At 53.1% G+C, this 25181-nt stretch carries 18 protein-coding genes and 2 pseudogenes; 15 read left to right on the forward strand and 5 right to left on the reverse strand.

The annotated features are described in order from the left end of the window. Positions 1–308: 308 nt before the first annotated feature. Together CS369_RS02955 and CS369_RS02960 are read left to right on the forward strand one after the other, a co-directional pair. Positions 309–764, forward strand: coding sequence for a type III secretion system chaperone (locus tag CS369_RS02955; RefSeq protein WP_196905919.1), 456 nt, complete (start codon positions 309–311; stop codon positions 762–764). Further along, positions 761–2563 carry a hypothetical protein gene (locus CS369_RS02960; protein WP_196905920.1) on the forward strand — a complete coding sequence of 601 codons (1803 nt, stop codon included), beginning with the start codon at positions 761–763 and terminating at the stop codon, positions 2561–2563. Before CS369_RS02955 ends, CS369_RS02960 begins: the two co-directional genes overlap by 4 nt. A 48-nt stretch (positions 2564–2611) precedes the next feature. On the opposite strand, the pseudogene CS369_RS02965 reads toward CS369_RS02960, so the two are convergent. The 4 genes and pseudogenes from CS369_RS02965 to mutH form a co-directional block, all read right to left on the reverse strand. Beyond that, positions 2612–3646 (reverse strand): annotated as a pseudogene (locus tag CS369_RS02965) (NADP(H)-dependent aldo-keto reductase). Between the two features lie 164 nt (positions 3647–3810). Further along, a complete protein-coding gene (locus tag CS369_RS02970) occupies positions 3811–4029 on the reverse strand; it encodes a YgdI/YgdR family lipoprotein (RefSeq protein ID WP_196905921.1) in 219 nt (72 codons plus the stop codon). Positions 4030–4221: 192 nt separating this feature from the next. After that, positions 4222–4917, reverse strand: a complete 696-nt coding sequence (locus tag CS369_RS02975) for a TerC family protein (RefSeq protein ID WP_196905947.1) — start codon at positions 4915–4917, stop codon at positions 4222–4224. 96 nt (positions 4918–5013) lie between these two features. Continuing rightward, a complete protein-coding gene (gene mutH / locus CS369_RS02980; protein ID WP_374191023.1) occupies positions 5014–5694 on the reverse strand; it encodes a DNA mismatch repair endonuclease MutH in 681 nt (226 codons plus the stop codon). A 682-nt stretch (positions 5695–6376) separates the two neighbouring features. On the opposite strand from mutH, the gene rppH reads away from it, so the two are divergent. Together rppH and ptsP are read left to right on the forward strand one after the other, a co-directional pair. Next, positions 6377–6904, forward strand: a complete 528-nt coding sequence (gene rppH, locus CS369_RS02985; protein ID WP_196905923.1) for an RNA pyrophosphohydrolase — start codon at positions 6377–6379, stop codon at positions 6902–6904. Between the two features lie 12 nt (positions 6905–6916). Continuing rightward, a pseudogene (ptsP, locus tag CS369_RS02990) lies at positions 6917–9163 on the forward strand (phosphoenolpyruvate--protein phosphotransferase). Here ptsP and CS369_RS22585 read toward each other — a convergent pair. Next, the gene (locus CS369_RS22585; RefSeq protein WP_210769476.1) at positions 9160–9363 is read right to left on the reverse strand and encodes a hypothetical protein; all 204 of its coding nucleotides are present in this window, start codon (positions 9361–9363) and stop codon (positions 9160–9162) included. The pseudogene ptsP and the gene CS369_RS22585 overlap by 4 nt on opposite strands. Before the next feature lie 14 nt (positions 9364–9377). Between CS369_RS22585 and lgt the strand changes: the two genes are divergently transcribed. From lgt to recD, 11 genes are all read left to right on the forward strand, one after another. Further along, the gene (gene lgt, locus CS369_RS02995; RefSeq protein ID WP_196905924.1) at positions 9378–10235 is read left to right on the forward strand and encodes a prolipoprotein diacylglyceryl transferase; all 858 of its coding nucleotides are present in this window, start codon (positions 9378–9380) and stop codon (positions 10233–10235) included. An 89-nt stretch (positions 10236–10324) separates the two neighbouring features. Beyond that, positions 10325–11119 (forward strand): thymidylate synthase, encoded by a 795-nt coding sequence (gene thyA / locus CS369_RS03000; protein WP_196905925.1) that lies wholly within the window; start codon positions 10325–10327, stop codon positions 11117–11119. 208 nt (positions 11120–11327) lie between these two features. After that, a complete protein-coding gene (locus CS369_RS03005) occupies positions 11328–11594 on the forward strand; it encodes a prepilin-type N-terminal cleavage/methylation domain-containing protein (RefSeq protein ID WP_196905926.1) in 267 nt (88 codons plus the stop codon). Further along, a complete protein-coding gene (locus CS369_RS03010; RefSeq protein WP_196905927.1) occupies positions 11591–11821 on the forward strand; it encodes a hypothetical protein in 231 nt (76 codons plus the stop codon). The genes CS369_RS03005 and CS369_RS03010 overlap by 4 nt, the downstream gene beginning before the upstream one ends. Beyond that, positions 11815–12384: a prepilin peptidase-dependent protein gene (locus tag CS369_RS03015; RefSeq protein ID WP_196905928.1), complete on the forward strand. Its 570-nt coding sequence runs from the start codon at positions 11815–11817 to the stop codon at positions 12382–12384. Before CS369_RS03010 ends, CS369_RS03015 begins: the two co-directional genes overlap by 7 nt. Then, positions 12381–12833: a YgdB family protein gene (locus CS369_RS03020; RefSeq protein ID WP_196905929.1), complete on the forward strand. Its 453-nt coding sequence runs from the start codon at positions 12381–12383 to the stop codon at positions 12831–12833. Before CS369_RS03015 ends, CS369_RS03020 begins: the two co-directional genes overlap by 4 nt. Positions 12834–12891: 58 nt before the next feature. Further along, complete coding sequence (locus tag CS369_RS03025) at positions 12892–13188, forward strand: prepilin-type N-terminal cleavage/methylation domain-containing protein (protein WP_307833645.1); 297 nt, start codon at positions 12892–12894, stop codon at positions 13186–13188. Positions 13189–13281: 93 nt separating this feature from the next. Next, positions 13282–16668: an exodeoxyribonuclease V subunit gamma gene (recC, locus tag CS369_RS03030; protein WP_196905930.1), complete on the forward strand. Its 3387-nt coding sequence runs from the start codon at positions 13282–13284 to the stop codon at positions 16666–16668. Positions 16669–16730: 62 nt separating this feature from the next. Next, on the forward strand, positions 16731–19754 hold the full coding sequence (gene ptrA, locus CS369_RS03035) for a pitrilysin (RefSeq protein ID WP_196905931.1): 3024 nt from the start codon (positions 16731–16733) through the stop codon (positions 19752–19754). Next, entirely contained in the window at positions 19726–23331 is a 3606-nt protein-coding gene (gene recB / locus CS369_RS03040) for an exodeoxyribonuclease V subunit beta (RefSeq protein ID WP_196905932.1), read from the forward strand. Before ptrA ends, recB begins: the two co-directional genes overlap by 29 nt. Beyond that, entirely contained in the window at positions 23328–25181 is a 1854-nt protein-coding gene (gene recD / locus CS369_RS03045; protein ID WP_196905933.1) for an exodeoxyribonuclease V subunit alpha, read from the forward strand. Before recB ends, recD begins: the two co-directional genes overlap by 4 nt.

Consider the following 25181-nt stretch of genomic DNA (forward strand, 5'->3'; position numbering starts at 1 on the left):
TTAAGCAAGCCCAACATCAATCGAAAATCAGTGTTGCAAAAACGGGGGTGACCATAGATTTTTTATGCCTCACTTCATCCGCTGTACTTGGCAAGGCACATAGCCGATTTGTGAAAGCTAGTTATGGTTATACATATATCATGCTTTTACTCGATTCAATTTCTCTCATGCCGTTGTAAAAATAAAGAAGAATAAATGTGAAGTAGTAAGTGGATGACCTTTAACGGGCATTGGCGTTTACAGCTTCTCACTTTTGCCTATGCAATACGAAGCGTGATGGATATATATTATTTAACAAAGGACTTAACATGACCTTCACCGAACTGTTGCAGGCAATTTCTGCCGATATGCGTGTAGATATTAATAAAGCCGTTGATAGCGGAGGCTGTGCTATTCGCTTTGAGAATAATGTTGAACTGAATATTGAGTATCATAATGACGAGGCCTATCTTTTTTCACCCGTAATGCGTACGGCAGATATTCTCTCCGATGATTTTTTCGCATCACTGTTACAAATCCATTTGTTTAGGGTCGCAACCGAACGTTGCTGGTTTGGTTTTGATGCCAGCGGTAATCAGGTCATTCTGTTTCATCTGCTCACGTTGGATAATATGGATGCCGAGACCGCGATAAAACGTATCGACACACTCATTACACCAGTTCAGTACTGGCAAGAGCATCTGCCCAAGATTGACAATCGGGCTTCACGACCTTCAATTGCGCAAACCAATATCAGCAGAAACAGGTATCAACGCACACGATGAAGATTTCCGATGGCATGAAACTGGCTGCCCGTACGCTAATTTATAAAGCGATGGACAGCAGCAAAGTCGTTAATACGCTGGTTAACCGCATCACTTTTGGCTCGGTCACCCGCGATACATTGGCGAAGAATATCCTGTCCGGTACGGTTAACCTTGCACAGCAATACGCGTGTGAACAAAAATTGCTGAGTGAGCGAAGCGCTGAAATTGTCAGCCTTGGCAGAAGCGTATTGTTTGATAATACGATGGCGCAGGTAAAAGAGGGGGCTGGCCCCTTGGTCTCTTTGCTGATGGAATACAATGGCAATAATTCGTGTTCCACCTTCCTGGCGAGTAAAATTGCCGGGCGTTTCCTGCCTGATATGTTACAAGACCATGCGCTGGAGCGCATATTGTGCGTCTGGTCAAAGCAGGAATCAGGATCACAGGTGATTAAACTGGCAATAGAAAATGCTCTCACCGGTGTTTATGGCGGAAAGATGATTGCCGCGACATTTATGTCGGTATTAAAGCGCACGATCCTGGATAAAGCAGAATATCAAAGTAATACGGCATTGCACAGTATTGCGGCAAAAGAGTTACAGCGGCATTATACGCAAAGCAAAGAAGTCGTCCCGGAAATTTCATTGTGTTCAGTGATTTCATCCGTAACCGCAGAAACCTACAGCCATGTTTCATCCCTGTGCTTGCAATCAGAAGTGATGCGAAATGTTTTGCAATTGCCCGCCAAAATAAAAGAAGTATTCAATGAATTCAGCACATGGCTACCAACAGGGGCAGCCAATGGAGACAAAAAAACAGTCTCCGATCTTATTGAACTTGCCATCCTTGCTCATAAAACACAACAGTCTGAACAGGTTGATGAGATGTTCGAGATGATTGCTGAACTGCCTAAAGAGGTTAGTAGTGAATTCCAAAATAAATATGAGCAACTAAAACCATTATTAGAAAAGATGCCGTGGTCTACCATTTCTATTGGTCAAAACTGGCTTAATGAACTTGAATCCGTCTCCTTCGAACATCATGGTAAATATGCTGTTTCCCCCGAACTGATGGATTTTATGAAAAACGGCTTCTCTTTGCCAGTGAAACACCCTGAGGAAGCTGGGGCTTATTTCACTGGCGGTTCGTTTATCAATGAATTGCAGCAGGGAATGGCTCTCTATGTCGATAATAACCATAAAAGCTATGGTCAAAGAGCTGTTGATGTGAGGGGCAATCTGTTTTCCATTATCAAAGACATGTTCGCGTTACCTGAGGATCTGTCTGAAGGGCAAAAGCGTCAAGTCGGACAGCTTTCTGACATGGTCAATCACCATCCTATGAGCCTGCTGGCGTTGACGCACCATATAGCGCCCAAAAATGTTCTGAATAACTTAGGTAATAAGGTACTTAATGAGCTCAATCACCAGTCTGGCAATGTGATTTTTACCGATAATCGATGGATGAAATTGGGGCCACCTCAGACAAAGGTTACCGTGAGCAAGAGCAACGGCGTTGATGTTGCAACCCAGATAATCTGGCCGGTGGAGCAACTGGGCTCGTCGCGGGATGCCATGCAGCCCTTATCGGGTGGTTCAAGCACGGTTTCCATCACGGTTAACAGTCATCTGATGTTCAATGAGCACGGCTTGAAAAACAAGAACGTGACCATTTCAGACATCAATGTCGATTTGGCTGAAAAATTAACCTTTAGCCAGCCGCTGGAAACCTATACCGCTAGCGCGTCGAAATGGCTGAATAGTGATCCGCAGCGTGGCTGCTTGTTTCCTCTGCTTGGCGGTGCTTCGAGCTGCTAGTTAAAAAAAGGCCCAATAGTGGGCCTTAACAGTGAAATAGTCTCGATATTAAGGGATGGTGAAACGGCGATGAATCTCTTCCAACTCAGCCAGCACTTCGGCATTCAATTGCACCTCCAGGCTGGCAAGATTGGTATCGAGTTGTTCAAGCGTAGTTGCTCCCAGGATGGTACTGGCGACAAACGGCTGCTGACGAACAAACGCTAACGCCATTTGTGTCGGATCCAGCCCGTGACGTTAAGCCAGTGCTACGTACTCGGCAATGGCTTGCTGGGTGTGCGGCGCGCTGTAACGCACAAAGCGGCTGAACAGCGTATTGCGCGCTCCGGCAGGCTGCGCGCCATTCAGATATTTCCCGGTTAACGTACCAAAGGCGAGGGGCGAATAGGCCAACAGCTCCACCCCTTCGTGCTGGCTGATTTCAGCCAAACCCACTTCGAAGCTGCGATTGAGCAGGCTATACGGGTTCTGGATGGAAACGATACGCGGCAAGTTATGTTTTTCGGCCAGTTGCAGATAGCGCATTACGCCCCAGGGGGTTTCATTCGATACCCCGATATAGCGGATTTTTCCGGCGCGCACCTGCTCTTCAAGAGCTTCCAGCGTTTCCAGCAGCGCCACCGTTGCTTTGTCATCGGTGTATTGATAGTTCAATTTGCCAAAGCAGTTGGTCTGTCTCTGCGGCCAGTGCACTTGATAAAGGTCGAGGTAGTCAGTGTTGAGGCGCGTGAGGCTGGCGTCCAGCGCGGCACGGATATTTTTACGATCCAATACCTGTTGTGGACGAATACCAACGTCGCTGCCACGGCTTGGCCCAGCGACTTTACTTGCCAAAATCAATTTTTCTCTGCCGCCACGCGAGGCTAGCCATGAGCCAATATAGAGTTCCGTGAGCCCCTGTGTTTCCGGTCGCGGTGGCACAGGATACATTTCTGAGGTGTCAATAAGGTTAACTCCAGCTGCCACTACGCGATCGAGCTGCGCGTGCGCCTCCGCTTTACTGTTTTGTTCACCAAACGTCATGGTGCCCAGACTGAGCACGCTGACTTCTAAAGCACTATGGGGAATACGGTGATAGAGCATTGCCAGCTTCCTTAATGTCTGAAAATCCCGGCGTCCTCATCTCTTACGTAAAGGGAAAAACCAGCGCCTGTTTCTGACTATAACCAAGCAATGCTATGGGGGGAAGCACCATTAATGGCATCATGGTGTGAAAAAAAAGCAAAAAAGCCAGGCAGGACCTGCCGTTAACGCTGAACAATCTGGGAGACAACTTCATTATTGATCTGTCGCCACTGCCCATCTTCATCAAGATAACTGAGTAGGCCAGTATCTTTATCCAACGCGGGCTTGTTTTTTGTCAGCAACATCTGACCTTCTTTGGTGGCAATCACATAGTTGCTGCTACACCCACTTAGAAGCATGGCAAAAAAGCATAACGCGATGGCTTTGTGTCGAATCGTCATCAGGTAATCCACTCGAATAGTAAAACAACGGACTATGGCTCTCTTTAGAACCTAATCTCTATCAAAAAACATGAATATACAAGATGAGTCTAGCAAAGCGTGAAAAGAAAGGAAGAATGTAGGAATAATGGAAATAATCAGTGACTCACCCGTAAAGGGGAGCGCGGGCAGCCAATGCCCCCCGCTGGGGGACTACTCTGCGTTTGTCGCTTTTTTACTGCGCATCAGATTCAGCGCTTCAACCGACATTGAGAAGAACATAGCGAAATAGATATAGCCTTTGGGAACGTGGACATCGACGCTTTCCAGAATCAGGAAAGAGAGTGCCAGCATTTTCACCGATGGGTGGCGATCGACAAACTCACCGATGGCGCGGACTGAAAACATCATCACCCCTACGGCAATCACCACGGCGGTCATCATGATAAACAGATGGTCGGAAAGGCCGACGGCGGTAATGACCGAGTCGAGGCTGAAGATGATGTACAACAACATGATCTGCACAATCGCCCCGAAAAAGGAATGCACCTGGCTGGCATGTGCCTCTGAACCGCTTTCGATAGTCTCATGAACTTCGCGACTGGATTTCCAGATCAGGAACAAGCCGCCGAAAAACAGGATCAGATCGCGCACGGATATTTCATTATCCATCAGCGTAAACAGCGGGTTGGTCAGGCGAATCACCCAGGCGATAGAGGCGAGCAGGCCAAGGCGCATCAACATGGCACCCAGAAGGCCGATACGGCGCGCTTTGTTTTGCTGGGCTTTGGTTAACTTGGCGACAACCAGAGAAAGGAAGATGATGTTGTCGATACCTAGTACGATCTCCAAAATGGTCAGCGTGCCGAGCGCCAGCCATGCATTCGGATCAACAATCCAATCAAATATTATATCAATCACACCTAAACAAAAATGTAAACGTAGATTATACGCTTCGCTTTCGGCTTTCTGGCAAGAAAAAACGATACGCATTATCTGTACCGTTTAAAAATGGAAGCGACGGGCTAGCAGCGGGCCGGTAAAGGTTTTCTTTAAATAGAAACCGCGAGGTAGCGTCATGATGGGCTGACCAAACTCGCCGATCGCTTGTGTCAGCGCCTTGCTGTTGGCCCCTTTGGGGCGTAATTGTAATACCTCGCCGTGACGCGCGGTGATGCTCTCCACTTTGCCGAGCACAATCAGGTCCATCAGCTCTTCCCAATCCCGACGCAGCAGATCTTCTTCCTCGGGAGAAGGGCTCCAGATAAGCGGCGTGCCAATGTGCCGTTCGCCAAGCGGAATTTCACGCGACCCTTCTACCGGGATCCACAGCACCCGAGCCAACTTATGCCGCACATGGCTGCTTTCCCATGTCACACCGCTGTTGCCGGTCAGCGGAGCCACCGACACGAAGGTGGTTTCAAGCGGCCTGCCCCGGTCATCAATCGGAATGGTTTTTAGCTCCACGCCAATATCCGGAAAATCCTGTTCTGGTTTACTGCCCGCACTGGCACCGAGAAAGTGCTCAAGTAATACACCGATCCACCCTTTGTCGCGTTTAAGGTTGGCTGGCAGCGGTAGATTGGCTTGTACAGCAAGTTCTGCCAGCGTATAGCCGGCAAGCGCTTGTGCGCGCTCAAGTAGCGCATGTTCATCGGCAGGTGGTGTTGTAATCGGGTTGGGCATATTCACCTATGAAACAGATCGTCAGGCTGACTAAAAAAAATACAGCATCCATCAGGTTTTTCAACAGGGCGCTACCGTGCCGAAAGGAAAACAATAATAGCATGATTCATAGCGTGTTTTTTTGTTTATCCCGCCAATGTATCACGTCGGTTTTATCGTTGTTCAGGGATAGACACCGACAATAAACAGGATCTTACACCAGGTTATCCACAGATTTTTGGGATAACCGGGATAAGTCATCACTACTGGTTTGATTTACAGCCTTGACGTCACGAATTTTTGCGATTCTTGCACTGCGTCTGTGGATAAAACCGTCGTGGAACAATCTTTCACCACTCTGCCGGACAGCAATTTTCTGTGTGGTGTATTTGCAGTGAATATGCCGTGGGTTAAATCTGTATTTATTTTGAAAATAAAGGAATAATTTTTAGGTTGCGCGCTGCGGTTTTAACGACAGAGAAAATGTTTTCCGCATGCTTTCATTTGGTTCTGCACAGTGATATCCACAAAAATAGTGAATAAAAGCGCTATGCTTGACGCATTCTGTTTATAACTCTTCCCCTTTCTGTGGGTTAGCCGCAGGTTATTCCTAGAATCAATGCTGCTAAGCAGGTGTTTACCGGGTGACGGGAGTGTGAAACAATCAGGTCATCTTTGCATTGAAAGTTTTCGAGGTAGTCCGGTGATCGATGATGATGGCTACCGCCCTAACGTTGGTATTGTAATCTGCAATCGGCTTGGTGAAGTGCTTTGGGCGCGCCGTTATGGTCAGCACTCCTGGCAGTTCCCGCAAGGGGGCATCAACCCAGGTGAAAGCCCTGAACAGGCCATGTATCGCGAACTGTTTGAAGAAGTGGGACTCAGGAAAAAGGATGTCCGTATTCTGGCTTCAACCCGTAGCTGGTTACGTTACAAATTACCAAAACGTTTGGTGCGTTGGGATACAAAACCGGTTTGTATCGGTCAAAAGCAGAAGTGGTTTCTGCTACAGTTAATGTGCAACGAATCTGATATCAATATGCAAAGCAGCGGCACGCCGGAGTTCGATGGCTGGCGCTGGGTGAGTTACTGGTATCCTGTGCGTCAGGTGGTGTCATTTAAACGCGACGTTTACCGTCGGGTGATGAAGGAATTTATCAGCCCGGTTATACAACTGCAAGAGAACGCCGTGGCGAGGGCGCCTTCGGTGCCTCGGCGCAAAAGAGGATAAGTAGCGCTCATCATGCTCACGCGTTTGCGAGAAATCGTTGAGAAAGTGGCGGCGGCATCGCGCTTAAATGATGCGCTGGATCTGTTGGTCAATGAGACCTGCCAGGCGATGGATACGGAAGTCTGTTCTATCTATCTGGCCGATCACGATCGCCAATGTTACTACCTGATGGCGACACGCGGTTTGAAAAAGCCGCGTGGTCGTCTTATAACGTTGGCCTTTGGTCAAGGTATTGTCGGATTGGTGGGCCAGCGTGCTGAACCCATCAATCTGGCCGATGCGCAAGCCCACCCCAGTTTTAAATTTATCCCTTCCGTTAAAGAACAGCACTTTCGTTCTTTCCTTGGTGTGCCCATCATTCATCGTCGACAGCTGCTCGGCGTGTTGGTGGTACAACAGCGCGAACACCGCCAGTGTGATAAAAATGAAGAGTCTTTCATGGTCACGCTGGCAGCGCAAATTGCTGCCATTCTCTCTCTGACGCAAATCAAGGCGCTGTTTGGTCAGTACCGGCAAACACGGTTCAAAGCGTTGGTGGCATCGAGCTGCGTAGCGATTGCGCCAGGCTGGATGGACAGCAGCCAGCCTTCACTGGAACTGTTTTTCCCTGTTTCAAGCCTGGATAGCGAGGGCGAGCGTTGGCGTCTGACGCAGGCGTTGGAAGAGGCTAATGCCGAATTCCGCCGTTTCAGTAAACGCTTTAGTGCCAGTGCGCAAAAAGAGAGTGCAGCCATATTCGATCTTTATTCCCATTTGCTGAGCGATGCTCGCCTCAAGCGCGAGCTGTTTCAGGAAGTGGATGACGGGAATGTTGCCGAGTGGGCGGTGAAGCTGGTGATCGAGCGTTTTGCCGCGCAGTTTGCCGTGCTTCAGGATGCCTATTTACGTGAACGCGCTGGGGATTTCCGCGCGCTGGGCCAGCGTCTGTTGTTTCATCTTGATGAAAGTGTGACCAGCAGCGATCGCTGGCCGCCACATTTTATTCTGGTGTCCGATGAACTGACGGCAACGCTGCTGGCGGATGTGCCGCAAGACCGACTGGCCGGAGTGGTTGTGCACGATGGGGCCGCTAACTCTCATGCGGCGATCATGGTGCGGGCGATGCGGATCCCCACCCTGATGGGTGCGGATATTCAACCGGAGTTATTGCACCAGCGCACCTTGATCCTTGATGGTTATCGGGGCGAACTGCTGGTGGATCCCGAGCCGACGCTGTTGCAAGAATATCAGCGCCTGTTGAGTGAATATAATGCCCTGACGCGTCTGGCCGAAGACGATATGCAACGGCCTGCGGTGCTGAAAAGCGGAGAGTGCATGCAGGTGATGCTCAATGCTGGGCTCAGTGCCGAACATGAGCAGCGTTTTATCAACCTGGTTGACGGTGTCGGGCTGTACCGCACCGAAGTGCCTTTTATGCTACAGAGCGGCTTTCCCTCTGAAGATGAACAGATGGCGCAGTACCAGGGCATGTTGCAGCTTTATCCCTCACGCCCGGTGGTGTTGCGCACGTTGGATATCGGTGCCGACAAACAGCTTCCCTATTTGCCGATCAGTGAAGAGAACCCCTGTTTGGGGTGGCGAGGTATTCGCGTTACGCTCGATCAGCCGGAAATCTTCTTGATCCAGGTGCGGGCGATGCTGCGCGCCAATGCTGAAACCGGCAATTTGCGCATTTTATTGCCGATGATCAGCAGCCTGGACGAGGTGGACGAAGCGTGCCGGCTTATCGCGCAGGCTGCCGCTGAGGTACGGGAACTAGTGGGGCATGCCTTGCCGGAACCGCGTATCGGCGTGATGATCGAAGTCCCATCTATGCTGTTTTTGCTGCCGCACCTGGCCTCTCGTATCGATTTTGTCTCGGTAGGCACTAACGATCTGACCCAATATTTGCTGGCCGTGGATCGCAATAACCCGCATGTGGCATCACTCTATGACAGCCTGCACCCGTCCATGTTGTAGGCGTTGGCAGGTATCGCTCGCGAATGCCAACGCCTCGATCTTGAAGTCTCCGTCTGTGGCGAAATGGCCGGTGAGGCCATGGGATCGCTGGTATTGACCGGGGTGGGCTATCGCACATTCAGTATGAACGGTCGTAGCGTAGCGCGGGTAAAATACCTGCTGCGTCAATTGGTGCTGGCTGAGGTGCAAGCGCTGACCCAACGTCTTTTGGCGGCGCGTAGTGCCAGCGAAGTGCGCCAGTGGATTGCACTTTTCCTCGAAGAGCGCGGTTTAAGTGCGCTGGCCCGCGGTGGGCGCTAACAAAGTGTGTCAACGGTAACATCCTGTTTACATAACTTTTCCTGAGCTTGCACGCTGCGTAGCGGCTGCTCTGTGCTATCATGCGCAACCGCCGCCAGTGCGCAAGGTGTTAATGCCGAGAGTGCGCTGGCAAACAAGGTTTCCCCTTTTCCGGCTTCCCGTACCGTGGGATAAACAACGTCGTAAGATAAAACAAACAAGCATGTGGTGATCGATGACAACGAGTTACTTGGCGTTTCCTCAATTTGATCCGGTGATTTTTTCCCTTGGACCCGTTTCGCTCCATTGGTATGGGCTGATGTACCTGGTGGGCTTTGTGTTTGCCATGTGGCTGGCTGTGCGCCGGGCGAATAAACCGGGCAGCGGCTGGACTAAAGAAGAAGTGGAAAACTTGCTCTACCTCGGGTTCCTCGGGGTGTTCGTGGGCGGTCGTCTGGGGTATGTCCTGTTCTATGCTTTCCCCTCGTTCATCAGTAACCCACTTTACCTGTTCAAAGTGTGGGATGGCGGTATGTCGTTCCACGGCGGTCTGGTTGGGGTGATTTGCGTCATGCTGTGGTTTGCCCGTCGCACCAAACGCCACTTCTTTCAGGTTGCTGATTTTATCGCTCCGCTGATTCCTTTCGGGCTGGGTGCCGGGCGCTTGGGTAACTTTATCAACGGCGAACTGTGGGGCCGCGTTACTACCGATACGCCGTGGGCGATGTTGTTCCCCGGAGCGCGCAGCGAAGATTTGATGCTGGCGGTAACCAATCCGCAATGGCAGGCGATTTTCAATCAGTACGGCATGTTGCCGCGCCATCCGTCCCAACTTTATCAAATGGCGCTGGAAGGCATTGCGCTGTTTATCCTGTTAAATCTGTTTATTCGTAAACCGCGCCCGATGGGCAGTGTTTCCGGCTTGTTTTTGATTGGCTACGGTGTGTTCCGCATTATCACCGAATTTTTCCGTCAGCCGGACGCTCAGCTTGGCCTGTTCGGTAATTTCATCAGCATGGGGCAGATTCTGTCTCTGCCGATGGTGTTTGCCGGTATCCTGATGATGGTCTTGGCCTATCGTCGTAAGGCGTAAAAACAGCAATTGCTTGCCGTGAGCGGCGTCCTTGCTGACATCAGCGGGAGGCCACACGCTGAATTTTTTAATCGTGTAGTGAGGGGGAAATGAAACAGTATCTGGAATTGATGCAGAAAGTGCTTGATGAGGGAACGCCGAAAGGAGACAGAACTGGCACCGGAACCTTATCGATTTTCGGCCACCAGATGCGTTTCAATCTGCAAGACGGTTTTCCGCTGGTGACCACCAAGCGCTGCCATCTGCGCTCAATTATTCACGAGCTGTTGTGGTTCCTCAACGGTGACACCAACGTTGGCTATCTGCACGACAATAAAGTCAGCATTTGGGATGAATGGGCCGATGAGAATGGCGATCTTGGGCCGGTATACGGTAAGCAGTGGCGCGCTTGGGGCGCGGCGGATGGTCGCCAGATTGACCAACTGCAAACCGTGCTGCAACAGTTAAAGCAGGATCCGAATTCACGCCGTATCATTGTTTCTGCCTGGAACGTGGGTGAATTAGATCAAATGGCGTTGGCACCGTGCCACGCATTTTTCCAGTTCTACGTGGCGGATGGCAAACTTTCTTGCCAGCTTTACCAGCGTTCGTGTGATGTGTTCCTCGGCCTGCCGTTCAACATTGCCAGCTATGCACTGCTGGTGCATATGATGGCGCAGCAGTGCGACCTTGAAGTCGGCGACTTTGTCTGGACCGGTGGTGACACCCATCTGTACAACAACCATATGGAGCAGACGCATTTGCAACTGAGCCGTGAGCCAAAAGCGCTGCCGAAATTGATCATTAAACGCCGTCCTGCCTCGCTGTTTGACTACCAGTTCGACGATTTCAAAATAGAAGGCTACGATCCGCATCCTGCCATCAAGGCACCGGTGGCGATTTAATCGGCGATTCTGCACTTCTGCTATCAAGGCTGCTTCGGCGGCCTTTTTTACCGGTTGTTTTCACCTATCTTTCTTCAACCCGCATTTCCTCAACCTGCATTGTATCTGTGGTGTAACGCCGCGCTACCAGGCCCGTTTTGTTGCGAGCGGGCAGGCATTCCCACTTTTTTTTGCCAGGTAACTGCCCGATTCTGGCTACACTGCCGTCATGGATAAAAGCACCTTTGTTGATGCGGGTTTTACCCTGCCGGAATTGCTGATTGCACTGATGCTTATCGCCTTGTTATCCGCAGGAGGAATACAGGGTTGGGCCGCCTATCAGCAGGCTGTGCGCCTCGAGCAGCAAACGCAGTTGGTGATGTTGTTTCTGCAACGCGTGCAGGCCAATGCCTACTGGTATAACGACACGCGCACGGTGAGTGTAATACAAGTCGATAAGACGTGGTGTTTGCGCGAAGGCAAGGGGCATCGTTGAGCTGCCATGAGAGCACTGGCGGGCGTTTATTGTCCTCCACCCGCGATGTAGGCATTGCTGCAATGGCGCGCCCGACGGTCATCTTTTATGGTCTGCGCAATACGGCGCAGGCAGGACACCTGGTGTTGGATAATGGTGCCGGTCGTCTGCGTATCGTGATATCGATCTGGGGGAAGATACGGTTATGCAGCGATACACAGCCAGTTTTAGGCATTCCACGTTGTTAAGCCGCATAATCGGTGAGTTTAGCCTGATGGAGGTGCTGCTGGCAATGCTGGTTGGCAGCGTGATGGTTATCGGCTCCATGCAGATTTACCCTACGCTGCGCAGGCATAGTCAGAATACGCTACGCCATTTCTGGTTAGAACAGCGTATCCATCAGGCACTGTTTGCGCTGGAAAAAGATCTGCGCCGCGCGGGTTTTTGCACCAGTCGCTGTCACGATAATGTCGTAACCTTAGGGCAATTTCCCGGTGAAGCGGCGAACAGTTGCGCTATTGTCGCCTATGATTTTAACCGACGTGGCGGTGCACCGCAGAGTCGGGAAACGTTTGGATACCGGTTGCGTGAGGGAGCATGGGAAACACAAGTCAGCATTGCCGATTGTGGAGGCGGCGGATGGGAGCGACGGCTTGATCCGCAGGAAGTGACGGTAACGCGTTTTGAAGTGATTGCATGGCGTAATGTGATCGGACTGACGCTTTATGAAGTGCATCTGGCAGGACACTGGTTTCGCCGCCCTGATATCGCACGCCATACGGTGCGCTGGATTGCAGGACATAACGGATGAAACGCTGGTGCCAGCAGGGCAATGGTGCACTCTTGATGGTGATGTTGCTGGCAGCCGCGGGGTTGCTGTTAATGACGGGGATGCAACGGCAGTTGGACAGCACGCTGTCTCTTACCCATGATGAGCGCCGCTATTGGCAAACGCTGTTGTTGGCCGAATCGTCGCTACAATGGGGCATTGGGCAGGTGTGGCTCATGGGCAATCGTTCCGACGAACAATGCTTCGGCTATGCCGCAGAAGGGCTGCGAGTCTGTTTACGCCAGGTGCCCGGTGAACACTATATGTTGCTGCGCGGTGAGGGGCATCTTCCCCGTTCTTCATCGGTCATGGTGCTCTATCAGCGTGTGGTAACGATTGAGCCAGACGGTGAAACCAGTCCGTTGAAGCCAATCGCGGGAGGCTGGCTGGATTTTTGCCCCGAAAGGCAGGAGGCCATTTGTGGCGGATAGCCTGAGAATGCCTTGTGGAAGGTGTCGACAAAGATAACATCAACAAGGGTTTGGGCTGGTGGAAACCGCCATCGCCGCACTGTTTTTTGCCATATCAGTGTTAGGATTACTGCAATATCATCAGCGGTTGCAGCAGGCCTTTGTACATCAATGGCAGCAACGGCAAGCATGGCATCTGGCATATCAGCAGCTTGCCATTTATGCTGCCGGTCGGGGAGGGGAGACATTGACGTTGCTTGAACGCGGCCTCTCTCCAGGATGGCAGTTAGATTTGACGGAGCAGTTCCAGACGGCAGCGTGTCTGCGCGTCTCCTCGACGGTGACAACGCCGCAGCACTATCAGGCGCACTTGTAACGTTGGTTTTGTTTTACTGATACGAATCGGCGAACCGTGCCTGATGGCAATTGACGGTGAGCGGGGTTTGCGGGCACCGAAATGGGAATCATCATGTTCAGGGTTTATCACTCAAATCAATTAGATATTTTGAAAACGCTGATGGTGACGCTGATAGCGCGCCAACCGTTACAGGACCCGTTTCAGCCTGAAACGATCCTGGTTCAAAGCCCTGGAATGGCGCAATGGTTACAGATCGAACTTGCCACTCATTTTGGTATTGCTGCCAATTTGCATTTTCCTTTGCCCGGTGTTTTTTTGTGGGACATGTGTCGGCGTGTGTTACCGGATATCCCAGCGGAAAACACCTTTAGCAAAGAAGCGATGACCTGGAAGTTAATGCATATTCTGCCTCAGCAGCAGGATAACCCGTCATTCTTGCCGTTGAGTCACTACTTGCAAGACGACGCCGATAAACGTAAGCGGCATCAACTGGCAGGGCGGGTTGCGGATCTGTTCGATCAATACCTGATTTATCGGCCTGAGTGGATAAAACAGTGGCAAGCCGGTGCGCTGGTGGACGGATTGGAGGATGCGCAGGTGTGGCAAGCCGAGCTGTGGCGTGCGCTTTTGCAATACAGCGCGCAACTTGAACAGAAAGAGTGGCACCACGCTCGCCTCTATCAGCGCTTTATCGAGACGCTGGAGCAGGCCACTACCTGTCCGCAAGGGCTACCGCCGCGCGTGTTTATCTGCGGTATTTCAGCGCTACCGCCGGTTTATTTGCACGCGCTGCGTGCATTGGCAAAGCACATTGATGTGCATCTGCTGTTTACTAACCCATGCCGGGATTACTGGAGTGATATTCAGGATCGCCATTTTTTAGCGAAGCTGAAAAGTCGTCAGCGTCGCTTGCACAGCAACAGCTCGGAGGAGCAATACCGTCCGCTTTTTCGCGATCCCAGCAATGTCGATGGGTTATTCAACGATGAGGGTGAACAGCGCATTGTGAATCCGTTGCTGGCAAGCTGGGGAAAACTGGGGCGTGACCATCTCTACCAGTTGGTGCAGATCGATGAGGTCGATGATATTGAAGCCTTTGTCGAGCTTGATGGCACAACGCTATTGCAACAAGTGCAGCGCGATATTCTGGAGCTTGAAGACGGCAGCGTGATTGCTGATAGCGCACAAGCGCAGGCTATCAGTGAGCGTAAGCGCCTGCTTACGCCGCAGGATGCTTCTCTCACCTTTCACGTTTGCCACAGTCCGCAGCGTGAGGTTGAAGTATTGCACGACCAACTGCTGGCGATGATGGCGGAGGATGAAACACTCACGCCGCGTGATGTTATTGTTATGATGGCGGACATTGATAGTTATACGCCTTTCATTCAGGCGGTGTTTGGTAATGCCCCGACAGCGCGCTATTTGCCTTTTGCTATCTCTGACCAGCGAGCCCGCCACGCTCATCCGGTTCTGCCGGCGTTTCTCAGCCTGCTGGAATTGCCATACAGTCGTTTTACCGCCGAGCAGGTGCTTTCGCTGCTTGAAGTCCCGGCGCTTTCTGCCCGTTTTGGTATCGATGAAGAAGGGCTGCGCCGTTTGCGGTTGTGGGTGATGGAGTCTGGCGTGCGCTGGGGGCTTGATGATGACAACGTGCGCGATCTTGATTTGCCGGTTACCGGCCAGCACACCTGGCGCTTTGGCCTGACACGCATGCTGTTGGGCTATGCGATGAACAGCAGCACGGGGGCCTGGCAGGGCGTGTTGCCCTACGATGAATCGAGTGGGTTGATTGCCCAACTGGTGGGGCAATTGGCGGAGTTGTTGGCTCAACTCACTCAATGGCGTCAGCGTTTACGGGTAGCGCGCACGCCAGCAGAATGGTTACCGTTATGTCGGCAATTGTTGGACGATCTCTTCATTGCGGATAGCGACAGCGATGCTGCGCTGTCTCTGATTGAGCAGCAGTGGCAGGCGATGCTGGGAGCGGCAGTCGCCAATGCGTTTGAGGAAGCGATCCTGGTAGCACTGCTGCGTGACGACTTGGCCCAGCGCCTGGATCGGGAAAAACTGAGCCAGCGCTTTCTCGCCGGTGCCATTAACTTCTGTACACTGATGCCCATGCGTTCGATTCCCTTCAAGGTGGTATGCCTGCTGGGGATGAACGACGGTGTTTATCCGCGCACGCTGCCTCGATTGGGGTTTGACCTGATGTCGCAGAAGGGGCAGCGCGGTGACCGCAACCGTCGTGATGATGACCGCTATTTGTTTCTGGAAGCGCTGATCTCGGCGCAACAGCGGCTCTATATCAGTTACATCGGTCGTGCCATTCAGGACAATACGCAGCGTTATCCCTCCGTGCTGGTGAGCGAACTGATGGAGTATTTGGCGCAAAGCTACCATTTACCAGGGGATGAAGCGCAGGATCTGGATACAAGCGCGGCACGCGTTTGTGAGCATCTGTGCCGCCAACATACCCGTATGCCGTTTGACAAGGATAACTTCCTTGAACACGCTAAGCCATGCAGCTTCGCCAGCGAATGGCTCGCTGCCGCCGGGCGCACCGGATTGCCGCAGCCTCTGTTTGATGCGCCACTGGAGCCTGTCATTTATCCCGAGATTACGCTGGATGCGTTGAAACGTTTTTATCGTCACCCTGTCAAAACCTTTTTCCAAGCGCGTCTGGGCGTGAACTTTGTTGTGCAGAACGATGAACTGCTTGATGAGGAGCCGTTCGCTTTGGATAACCTCAGTCGCTATCAGTTGAATGCGCAATTACTGAATACTCTGATTACGCAGGGGGATGCTGATGAACTGCTACACCGAGCCCGCGTGGCGGGCGAGCTTCCCTATGGTGCTTTCGGTGAGTTGTATTGGCAAAAACAGCGCCAGGAGATGCAAGCGCTGGCTGACAGCGTCAGCGCGGAGTGTGATGCGGCGGGAATGACCAGCCTGGAATTGGACATGACGCTAGACGGTGTGCGCCTTACTGGCTGGGTGATGCAGGTACAGCGCGATGGGCTGTTGCGCTGGCGACCGGCTCGATTAGGGATGAAAGATGGCGTGGCCCTGCGGTTGGATCATCTGGCGTACTGCCTGGCGGGCGGTTCGGGAGAGAGCCGCATGTATGGCCGTGAAGAGACGGTCTGGCGCTTTGCGGCGGTTTCTGTGGAGGAAGCACAACGCCAGATGGCGCATATGATTGAAGGATATCAACAAGGCATGAACGCTCCACTATTATTACTGCATCAGAGCGGCGGGGCCTGGCTACAAGCGTGCTACGATTCATCAAGCGGCACGCTGAACGATGCACCAGATGTGGTTCAGAAGGCGTTGAACAAGCTGCAACAAAGCTGGGCTGGCAACATGATGTTGCCCGGTGAAAGCGATGATTTCTATTTGCAACGTATCGTGCCGGAACTGAATGAAATCCACATTGAGGCGATTGTTACAGCGGCAAAAACCTGGCTTTTGCCGATCCTGAGCGCCAATCAGGCATAAGCGAACAGATATAATGGCAGTGAATCAAGAACGGCGAGATTGACGTGAGAGAAAGGACGGTAATGAAGAGAGAATGGCGTAAACAGTTTGCCTGTTGTATTGGCATGATGATGTTGCTGCTGAGCGGTGTGTCCGCAGCGTGGGCGCAAACCGCAGGGTGGCGTCCTTTGGAGCAGGTTATTCGCAAGGGAGAAAACGATCCGCGTAATTATCAGGCAATCACGTTGGATAAAGGCATGACGGTATTGCTGGTGTCCGATCCTCAGGCAACTCGTTCGTTAGCATCGCTGGCGCTGCCTGTCGGTTCACTCGACGATCCCAACAGCCAATTGGGATTGGCCCACTATCTGGAACACATGGTACTGATGGGTTCCAAACGTTATCCGCAGGCGGATGCATTAGCTGAATTCCTGAAAAAACACGGTGGTAGCCACAATGCGAGTACTGCACCGTACCGTACTGCCTATTATCTTGAGGTCGAAAATGCGGCATTACAGCCCGCGCTCGATCGGCTGGCGGATGCCATTGCTGAGCCGCTGCTCGACCCGGTTAATGCCGATCGCGAACGCAATGCTGTCAATGCTGAATTAACCATGGCGCGCTCGCGCGATGGGCACCGCATGGTACAGGTGGGAGCAGAAACCTTAAACCCGGCGCATCCGGCATCACGTTTTTCCGGTGGGAATCTGGAAACGCTTAAGGACAAGCCTGGCAGCAAGCTGCATGATGAACTGTTGGCGTTCTATCAGCGTTACTACTCGGCGAACCTGATGAAAGGCGTGATTTACAGCAATCAACCCTTGCCGGAATTGGCGAAAATGGCGGTAGAGACCTTCGGGCGCATCGCCAACCGTCAGGCTAAGGTGCCTGTGATCACTGCGCCGTCAGTGACGGACGATCAGCGCGGTATCATGATTCATTACGTGCCGGCGCAGCCGCGCAAGCAATTGCGTATTGAGTTTCGCGGCTATGTCATGGAACAGACTGACCCTACCAGTCAGGCATTCCGCAGCCAAACCAACACCTATATCAGCTATTTGATTGGCAATCGCAGCCAAAATACGTTGTCGGACTGGCTGCAAAAGCAAGGGTTGATAGAGTCTTTGGGCGCAGGCGCTGACCCTATTCTCGATCGTAACGGTGGCCTTTTTAATATCTCTGTTACCCTGACCGATAAAGCCCTTGAGCAGTATGACGTGGTGGTGGCTGCCATTTTCCATTATCTGCAATTGTTGCAGCAGGAAGGCATCCAGCAGCGCTATTTTGATGAAATCTCTCGCGTGATGGCGCTCGATTTCCGCTATCAGTCCGTTAAGCGTGACATGGGCTATATCGAATGGCTGGTGGATACCATGATGCGCGTGCCGGTGGAACATACGCTGGATGCCGCCTATCTGGCCGATCGCTTTGATCCCGATGCGATTAAGCAACGTTTGGCCAGCATGACGCCGGAGCGTGCGCGTATCTGGCTGATAAGCCCTGATGCGCCTCATAACAAGGAGGCTTATTTTGTTAATGCGCCGTATCAGGTGGACAAAATAGCTCCGGCGCAGTTTACCCGCTGGCAAACGCTGGGCGAAAAAATGGCGCTCTCTTTGCCCACGCCAAATCCGTATATCCCGACGGATTTCTCGCTGATCAATCGCGGCGAAGTGCAGAACTACCCGAAAATGGTGTTACAGCAGCTGGGGCTGCGTGTGCTCTATATGCCGAGTCGCTATTTTGCCGATGAACCGAAAGCTAACGTCACGGTGTTGCTGCGTAACCCGGTGGCGCAGGATACGGCGCGGCATCAGGTGATGTTCCAGCTTAATGACTATCTGGTGGGCTTAGCGCTGGATGAGTTGAACTATCAAGCTTCGATAGGGGGGATCAGTTTCTCTACCCGTGGAAATGATGGGCTAACCATCAATGCTAATGGTTATACGCAGCATTTGCCTAAGCTCATGCTGGCGCTGGTCGAAGGGTACGCAAGCTATACGGCGACGTCTGCACAGTTGGAGCAGGCCAAATCCTGGTATATCCAGCAGTTGGACGTCGCTGAAAATGCCAAAGCGTATGAGCAGGCACTGGAGCCTGTTCAGGCGATCTCTTCGCTGCCTTATACCGAGCGAGAAGAGCGGCGCGCTCTGCTTAAAGATATTTCGCTGGACGATGTCATGGCCTTCCGTGATGCGTTGTTGCGTGATGCCGCACCGGAAATGCTGGCAGTCGGTAACCTCACCGAAGGTCAGGTGACGAAACTGGCGCAGGATATCAAAGCGCGTTTGGCCTGTTCAGGGCAAATCTGGTGGCGTTCCCCGAGTGTGGAAGTCGCGCGTACCCAGCTTGCCAACCTGCAACGTGCGGGGAGCAGCACCGATTCTGCGTTGGCTGCGGTGTATATTCCCACCGGTTACGGTGAAGTGCAGGGCATGGCGTACAGTTCGCTGCTCAATCAGATCATTCAGCCCTGGTTCTATAACCAACTGAGAACGGAAGAGCAGCTTGGCTATGCGGTATTCTCCTTCCCGACCATTGTTGGCCGCCAGTTCGGTATTGGGTTCTTACTGCAAAGCAACAGCCAGCAGCCTGCTTTCCTGTATCAGCGTTATCTGGATTTCTTCCAGAAAGCCAAGCCGCGCCTGCGTGCCATCAAAGCCGATGAGTTTGAGCAGTACAAGCTGGCGTTGATTACCGAACTGAGTCAGCGTCCACAAACGATGAACGAAGAGGTTGGCCGGTTGCGTAACGATATCGATCGCGAAAACTTTGCCTTCAACACCCGTGAAAAACTGATTGAGGCGCTTAAACCGCTGACGGTTGAGCAACTTGCACGTTTCTTCGAACAGGCTCTGGCACCACAGGGGCTGGCGGTGTTGTCGCAAATCTCGGGCAGACACCACGGTAAGGCTGATTACGCTGCTCCTAAAGGCTGGACGCTTTATCCCAATGCTTCAACGCTGCAACAGACGTTGCCAGTCAAACCACGAGTGATTGAAAAACCGCGTAGCGGCGTGTTGTCTGCCGAAAAAGTCTCGGCGGTTGAGAAAAAAACGTGGTTGAGAAGATTGCATCATGAGTCAGGATACGCCGCATACGCTTGATGTGCTGACGCTTCCCCTGATTGGGGAACGGTTGATAGAAGCGTCTGCCGGTACGGGTAAAACCTATACGCTGGCGGGGCTCTATCTGCGCCTGTTATTAGGGCTGCGCGGCGAGGCGGCGTATCCTAAACCTCTGTTGGTGGAAGAGATCCTGGTAGTGACCTTTACGGAGGCAGCCACAGAGGAACTGCGCGATCGTATTCGCGCCAACATTCATGCGTTGCGTCTGGCTTGCCTGTGTGGCAAAAGCGACGATGCGCTTTTTTCGGCGTTGCTGGCGCTACTGCCCGATAAGCCGTCGGCGGCACAACTGTTGCTCGATGCTGAGCGACAAATGGATGAAGCCGCCATCTACACTATCCACGGCTTTTGTCAGCGCATGCTAGGAAGCCATGCTTTTGAGTCCGGCTCGCTGTTTGATCAAGAGCTGATCGAAGATGAACAGCCTCTTACCCGGCAGGCCTGTGCCGATTTCTGGCGGCGTTACTGTTATCCCTTGCCGTTCGATGTGGTCAGCGTCATTGGTCAACTCTGGAGTGGTCCGGATGCGTTACAGCGCGAACTTGCTCCCTATTTACAGGGCGAAGCACCGCAACTGTATAACCCACCCGCACCAGATGAGACGTTGTTACAGCGCCATCAGCAGATTCTGGCGCGCATTGATGATATCAAGCAGCAGTGGCGGCAGGTGGCAGCGCAGGTGGATAAGTGCATTCTCGAATCGGATGTGGACAAGCGCAGCTACAGTAACCGTTATCTACCAGGCTGGTTAGAAAGCGTTAGCTTTTGGGCCGAAGCGCAAACCACCGACTATGCCTTGCCAAAAGCGCTGGAGCGGTTCGCACAATCTACGTTGAACGAGAAAACCAAAAAGGGTGCCTCCCCCGTGCTTCCGGTGTTTTCTGCGATTGAAACGCTGCTTACCACGCCGTTGTCGCTACGCGATATTGTTATCGATCGGGCGTTGCATGATATTCGTGCAACGGTGCGTAGCGAAAAATTGCGCCGCGCGGCCTTGGGATTTGACGACCTGCTGAGCCGTCTGGGTGAGGCGCTGCGCCAGCCGCTGGGTGAGCAACTGGCGGCCGCGATACGTCAGCGCCATCCAGTAGCGATGATCGATGAGTTTCAGGATACCGACCCGCAGCAATATCGTATTTTCCGCGCCATCTACGGTGAACAACCCGACAGCGGCATGTTGCTGATCGGCGATCCGAAACAAGCTATCTACGCGTTTCGCGGTGCGGATATTTTCACTTATATGCGGGCGCGTGCCGATGTTAAGGCACACTACACGTTGAAAACCAACTGGCGTTCTTCCCATGAGATGGTCAGCGGTGTGAACCGCCTGTTTCAATGCGCCGATAATCCATTTATTTTTTCGGCGATCCCTTTTTTGCCGGTTAAGCCTGCACCGAATAAGCAGGGGCTGCGTTTTGAGCTGGACGGCGTGTCGCAGCCCGCACTGCAATTTTCTCTGTCGGGTTCTGTGGTATTGGGGACAGGGGAGTATCAGCAACTGATGGCACAGCAGTGCGCCATGCAAATTCGTGACTGGTTGCAAGCGGGTCAACGCCGTACTGCCTGGCTGGATAATGGTCGCGAGCGCTCTCCTGTGCAGGCATCGGATATTTGTGTTTTGGTACGCAGCCGCCATGAAGCCGCATTGGTACGTGATGCGCTGCGCCGTCTTGCTATTCCTTCCGTCTATCTCTCCAACCGTGACAGCGTATTTACCACCCCAGAGGCACGTGAGGTGCTGTGGTTGTTACAAGCCGTGCTGGCCCCAGAACAGGAACGCACGTTGCGCAGCGCGCTGGCGACCGCATTATTGGGATTCAGCGCCCAGCAGATTGATGCGCTAAACCAGAGTGAGGCGGACTGGGATGCGCAGGTCGATACCTTTGCCGCGTTTCGTGATCTTTGGCAGCGACGGGGCGTGCTCCCGATGCTGCGCTCGCTCATGTCGCATTATCATTTGGCGGAAAATCTACTGGCTAGCCGTGAGGGTGAACGCCGGTTAACCGATTTCTTGCACCTCGGAGAACTGCTGCAACACGCTGGGGCCACGCTCGAAAGCGAGCATGCGCTGGTGCGCTGGTTGTCGCAGCAGATTTTGCAGCCCAATCCACAGTCAGAAAACCAGCAACTGCGGTTAGAGAGCGATCGCCATCTGGTACAAATTGTCACCATCCATAAATCCAAAGGGCTGGAATATCCGCTGGTTTGGTTGCCGTTTATTTGTCACTTTCGCCCTCAGCCTGATGGCATTTACCATGACAGGCGTACCTTTCAGGCTCTTCTCGACGTCAATAGTGGGGAAGAAAGCCAGCAGTTGGCTGAGGAAGAGCGACTGGCGGAAGATTTACGGCTGTTGTACGTGGCGCTGACGCGGTCGATTTACCACTGTAGCGTGGGGGTGGCACCGCTACAGCGCACCCGACGCAAAAGTGAAACGACTGACATGCACCTCAATGCGCTCGGCTATTTGCTGCAACGCGGTAAGGAGGCAGATGCGGATACCCTGGTCGCTGCACTGCATGCGTTGGAAGGCGATGGCGTTGCGGTAAACGCTGTGCGTAAATGGGATGGCATTCCCTGGCAAGACAGCGTAGACAAGCCAGCAGTACTCCGCGCCAGTGAATGTGAGCGCCTGCTTACCAATAATTGGCGAGTGACCAGCTATTCGGGTTTACAACAGCATGGCGCTCAACAGCATCCTCTACAACTGGGGGGGACAATGGCGCAAGAGCTGTTTCCCCGCCTTGACGTTGATGCCGCGTTGGACCCGCGCGACTTTGTGCCTGAAGAGAGTGAGCAAGCGCTCACCCCGCATACCTTCCCCAAAGGTGCAGGGCCCGGAACCTTTTTGCATAGTCTGTTTGATACATTGGATTTTACCCAACCCGTCAGCACTGACTGGCTTGAAGAGCAACTGATAGCACATGGTATGGCAAGTGGGTGGGTACCCACCTTGCAGGTGTGGTTTTCGGCTCTGCTGCATGCGCCGCTGAATGCGGATATTACTGCTTCTGACATCCCATTGACGTTGGCAAGCGTACCCGCACAGCAACGAATTGCCGAGCTAGCTTTTTATTTGCCAATAGATGCCCCGCTACAGGCAACCGCGCTGGATGCTCTGGCAAAACGTTACGATCCGCTGTCAGCGAATTGCCCGCCACTCTCCTTTCAGCAGGTGCAGGGGATGTTGAAAGGCTTTATCGACCTGGTGTTTTGCTGGCAGGGACGTTATTACCTGCTGGATTATAAGTCGAACTGGTTGGGAGAAAGCGCCAGTGCTTACACGCAGCCTGCCATGCACGCGGCAATGATGGGGCACCGCTATGATTTGCAGTATCAGCTTTATACGCTGGCTCTGCATCGCTATCTGCGCCATCGGGTGCCGGATTATGATTACGACCGCCACATTGGTGGCGCTATCTACCTGTTTTTGCGCGGCGTCGATCCGGTTCTTCCCACGAATGGTATTTTCACCCAGCGCCTGCCGCGAGCCTTTGTAGAACAACTTGATCGCTTGTTCAGCGGTGAAGTGGCACTGTCAGGAGAACGCCTATGATGGACTTGCTGGCGACGGCGATGGAGCGCCAACTGCTGCGCCCGCTGGATGTACAGTTTGCGCGTATGCTGGCCGATGGACAGCCCGCACCGGTGCAACTGGCGGCGGCGTTGGTGAGCGCGGCGGCGGGCGCGGGCAATGTCTGTTTGCCGTTAACGGAATTGCACCCTGATTCCCTGTTTGATGGTCGCGATCCTGCACTGGCGCATGCGCTGTGGGAGCTCGCTGGGCTGCCGGATAGTGCGGCGTGGCAGCAACGCCTGCTGGCTTCTCCCGCCGTGAGCGATGGTTGTGAGACAACCCCGCTGGTGTTGCAGCACCAACGGCTTTATTTGCAACGCAATTGGCTGAGTGAAGTGCAGGTAGCGGCCTTTTTTGCCGGAAGTCATGTCGTCGATATTCATCCCGATCCCCTTGCTGTGCGTCGCGTGTTAGACCGCTTGTTCTCACCGCTTGATACCGAGATCGATTGGCAAAAAGTGGCTGCCGCCGTAGCGCTGACGCGTCGGGTCTCGGTGATTTCCGGCGGGCCGGGCACGGGAAAAACCACGACGGTGGCTAAACTGCTGGCGGCCATGCTGTTGCTGCATGAGGGGGATAGACCGTTGCGCATTCAACTGGCGGCTCCGACAGGAAAAGCAGCGGCGCGTTTGACGGAATCGCTGCGCAGTGCGTTAAGCAAACTGCCGCTTGAAGAGGCTCAGCAGCGTCATTTGCCGCGGGAAGCGACCACGTTGCACCGTCTGTTGGGCGCGGTGCCTGACAGTCAACGCTTGCGTTATCACCAGGGCAATCCGCTCCATCTTGATGTGCTGGTGGTGGATGAAGCCTCCATGGTGGATTTACCGATGATGGCAAACCTGGTATTGGCACTGCCTGCGACAGCACAGGTGATTTTCCTGGGCGATCGCGATCAGTTGGCCTCCGTTGAGGCTGGGGCGGTATTAGGCGATATCTGCCGTTTTGCCGCGCGGGGTTATAGCGCTCAACGCGTTGAGGAACTCGAAGAACTGACGGGCTATAGTTTGGCTGCCTCATCCGAAGCCAGCCCTGCGGTGGCAGACAGTTTGTGCCTGCTGCAAAAGAGCTACCGATTCGATCAGCACTCTGGCATTGGCATCTTGGCGCGAGCGGTAAACGGTGGCGATGAACGTCAGGTTCGACAGGTGTTGCAGGATGAACATGACGATCTGCACTGCCTGCCGCTGGCCCAGGAAGAGGATTACCAGCAGATGTTGGCGCAGTGCGTGGCCGGATATAGCGGCTATTTGCAGGCGGTAGCACAGGGGCAGGATGCCGCACAGGTGCTGGCGGCATTTAACCGTTTTCGTTTATTGCGCGCGCTGCGTGACGGCCCGTTTGGCGTTGCCGGTTTGAATGTTCGTATTGAGCAGGCGCTGCAACACGTCGGGTTGATTCATCGCAGCCGTAATCCGACGAATCCCTGGTATTCCGGCCGACCGGTAATGATTGCCCGTAATGATGCATTGCTTGGCGTGTTTAACGGCGACATCGGGATCGCCATGCCGAATGAGGCGGGGGAACTGCGCGTTTACTTCCAACTGCCCGATGGTCAGATGAAACCGGTCAGTCCGAGTCGCTTGCCGCCGCATGAAACCGCCTACGCCATGACGGTGCACAAATCTCAAGGATCGGAGTTCGATCATACCGCACTGGTGTTGCCGAACGGCTTTTTGCCGGTGTTGACACGCGAATTGGTGTATACCGCGGTTACGCGCGCGCGTACGAAACTGTCACTCTACGCGGAGATAAGCATCTTGTGTCGCGCGGTGAGAACGCCAACACGTCGCTTTAGTGGGCTGGAAATGCGTATCCTCGCCGGTGGCTGA

Origin of the sequence: Candidatus Symbiopectobacterium sp. 'North America', assembly GCF_015762685.1 — a bacterium.
Lineage (GTDB): Bacteria > Pseudomonadota > Gammaproteobacteria > Enterobacterales > Enterobacteriaceae > Symbiopectobacterium.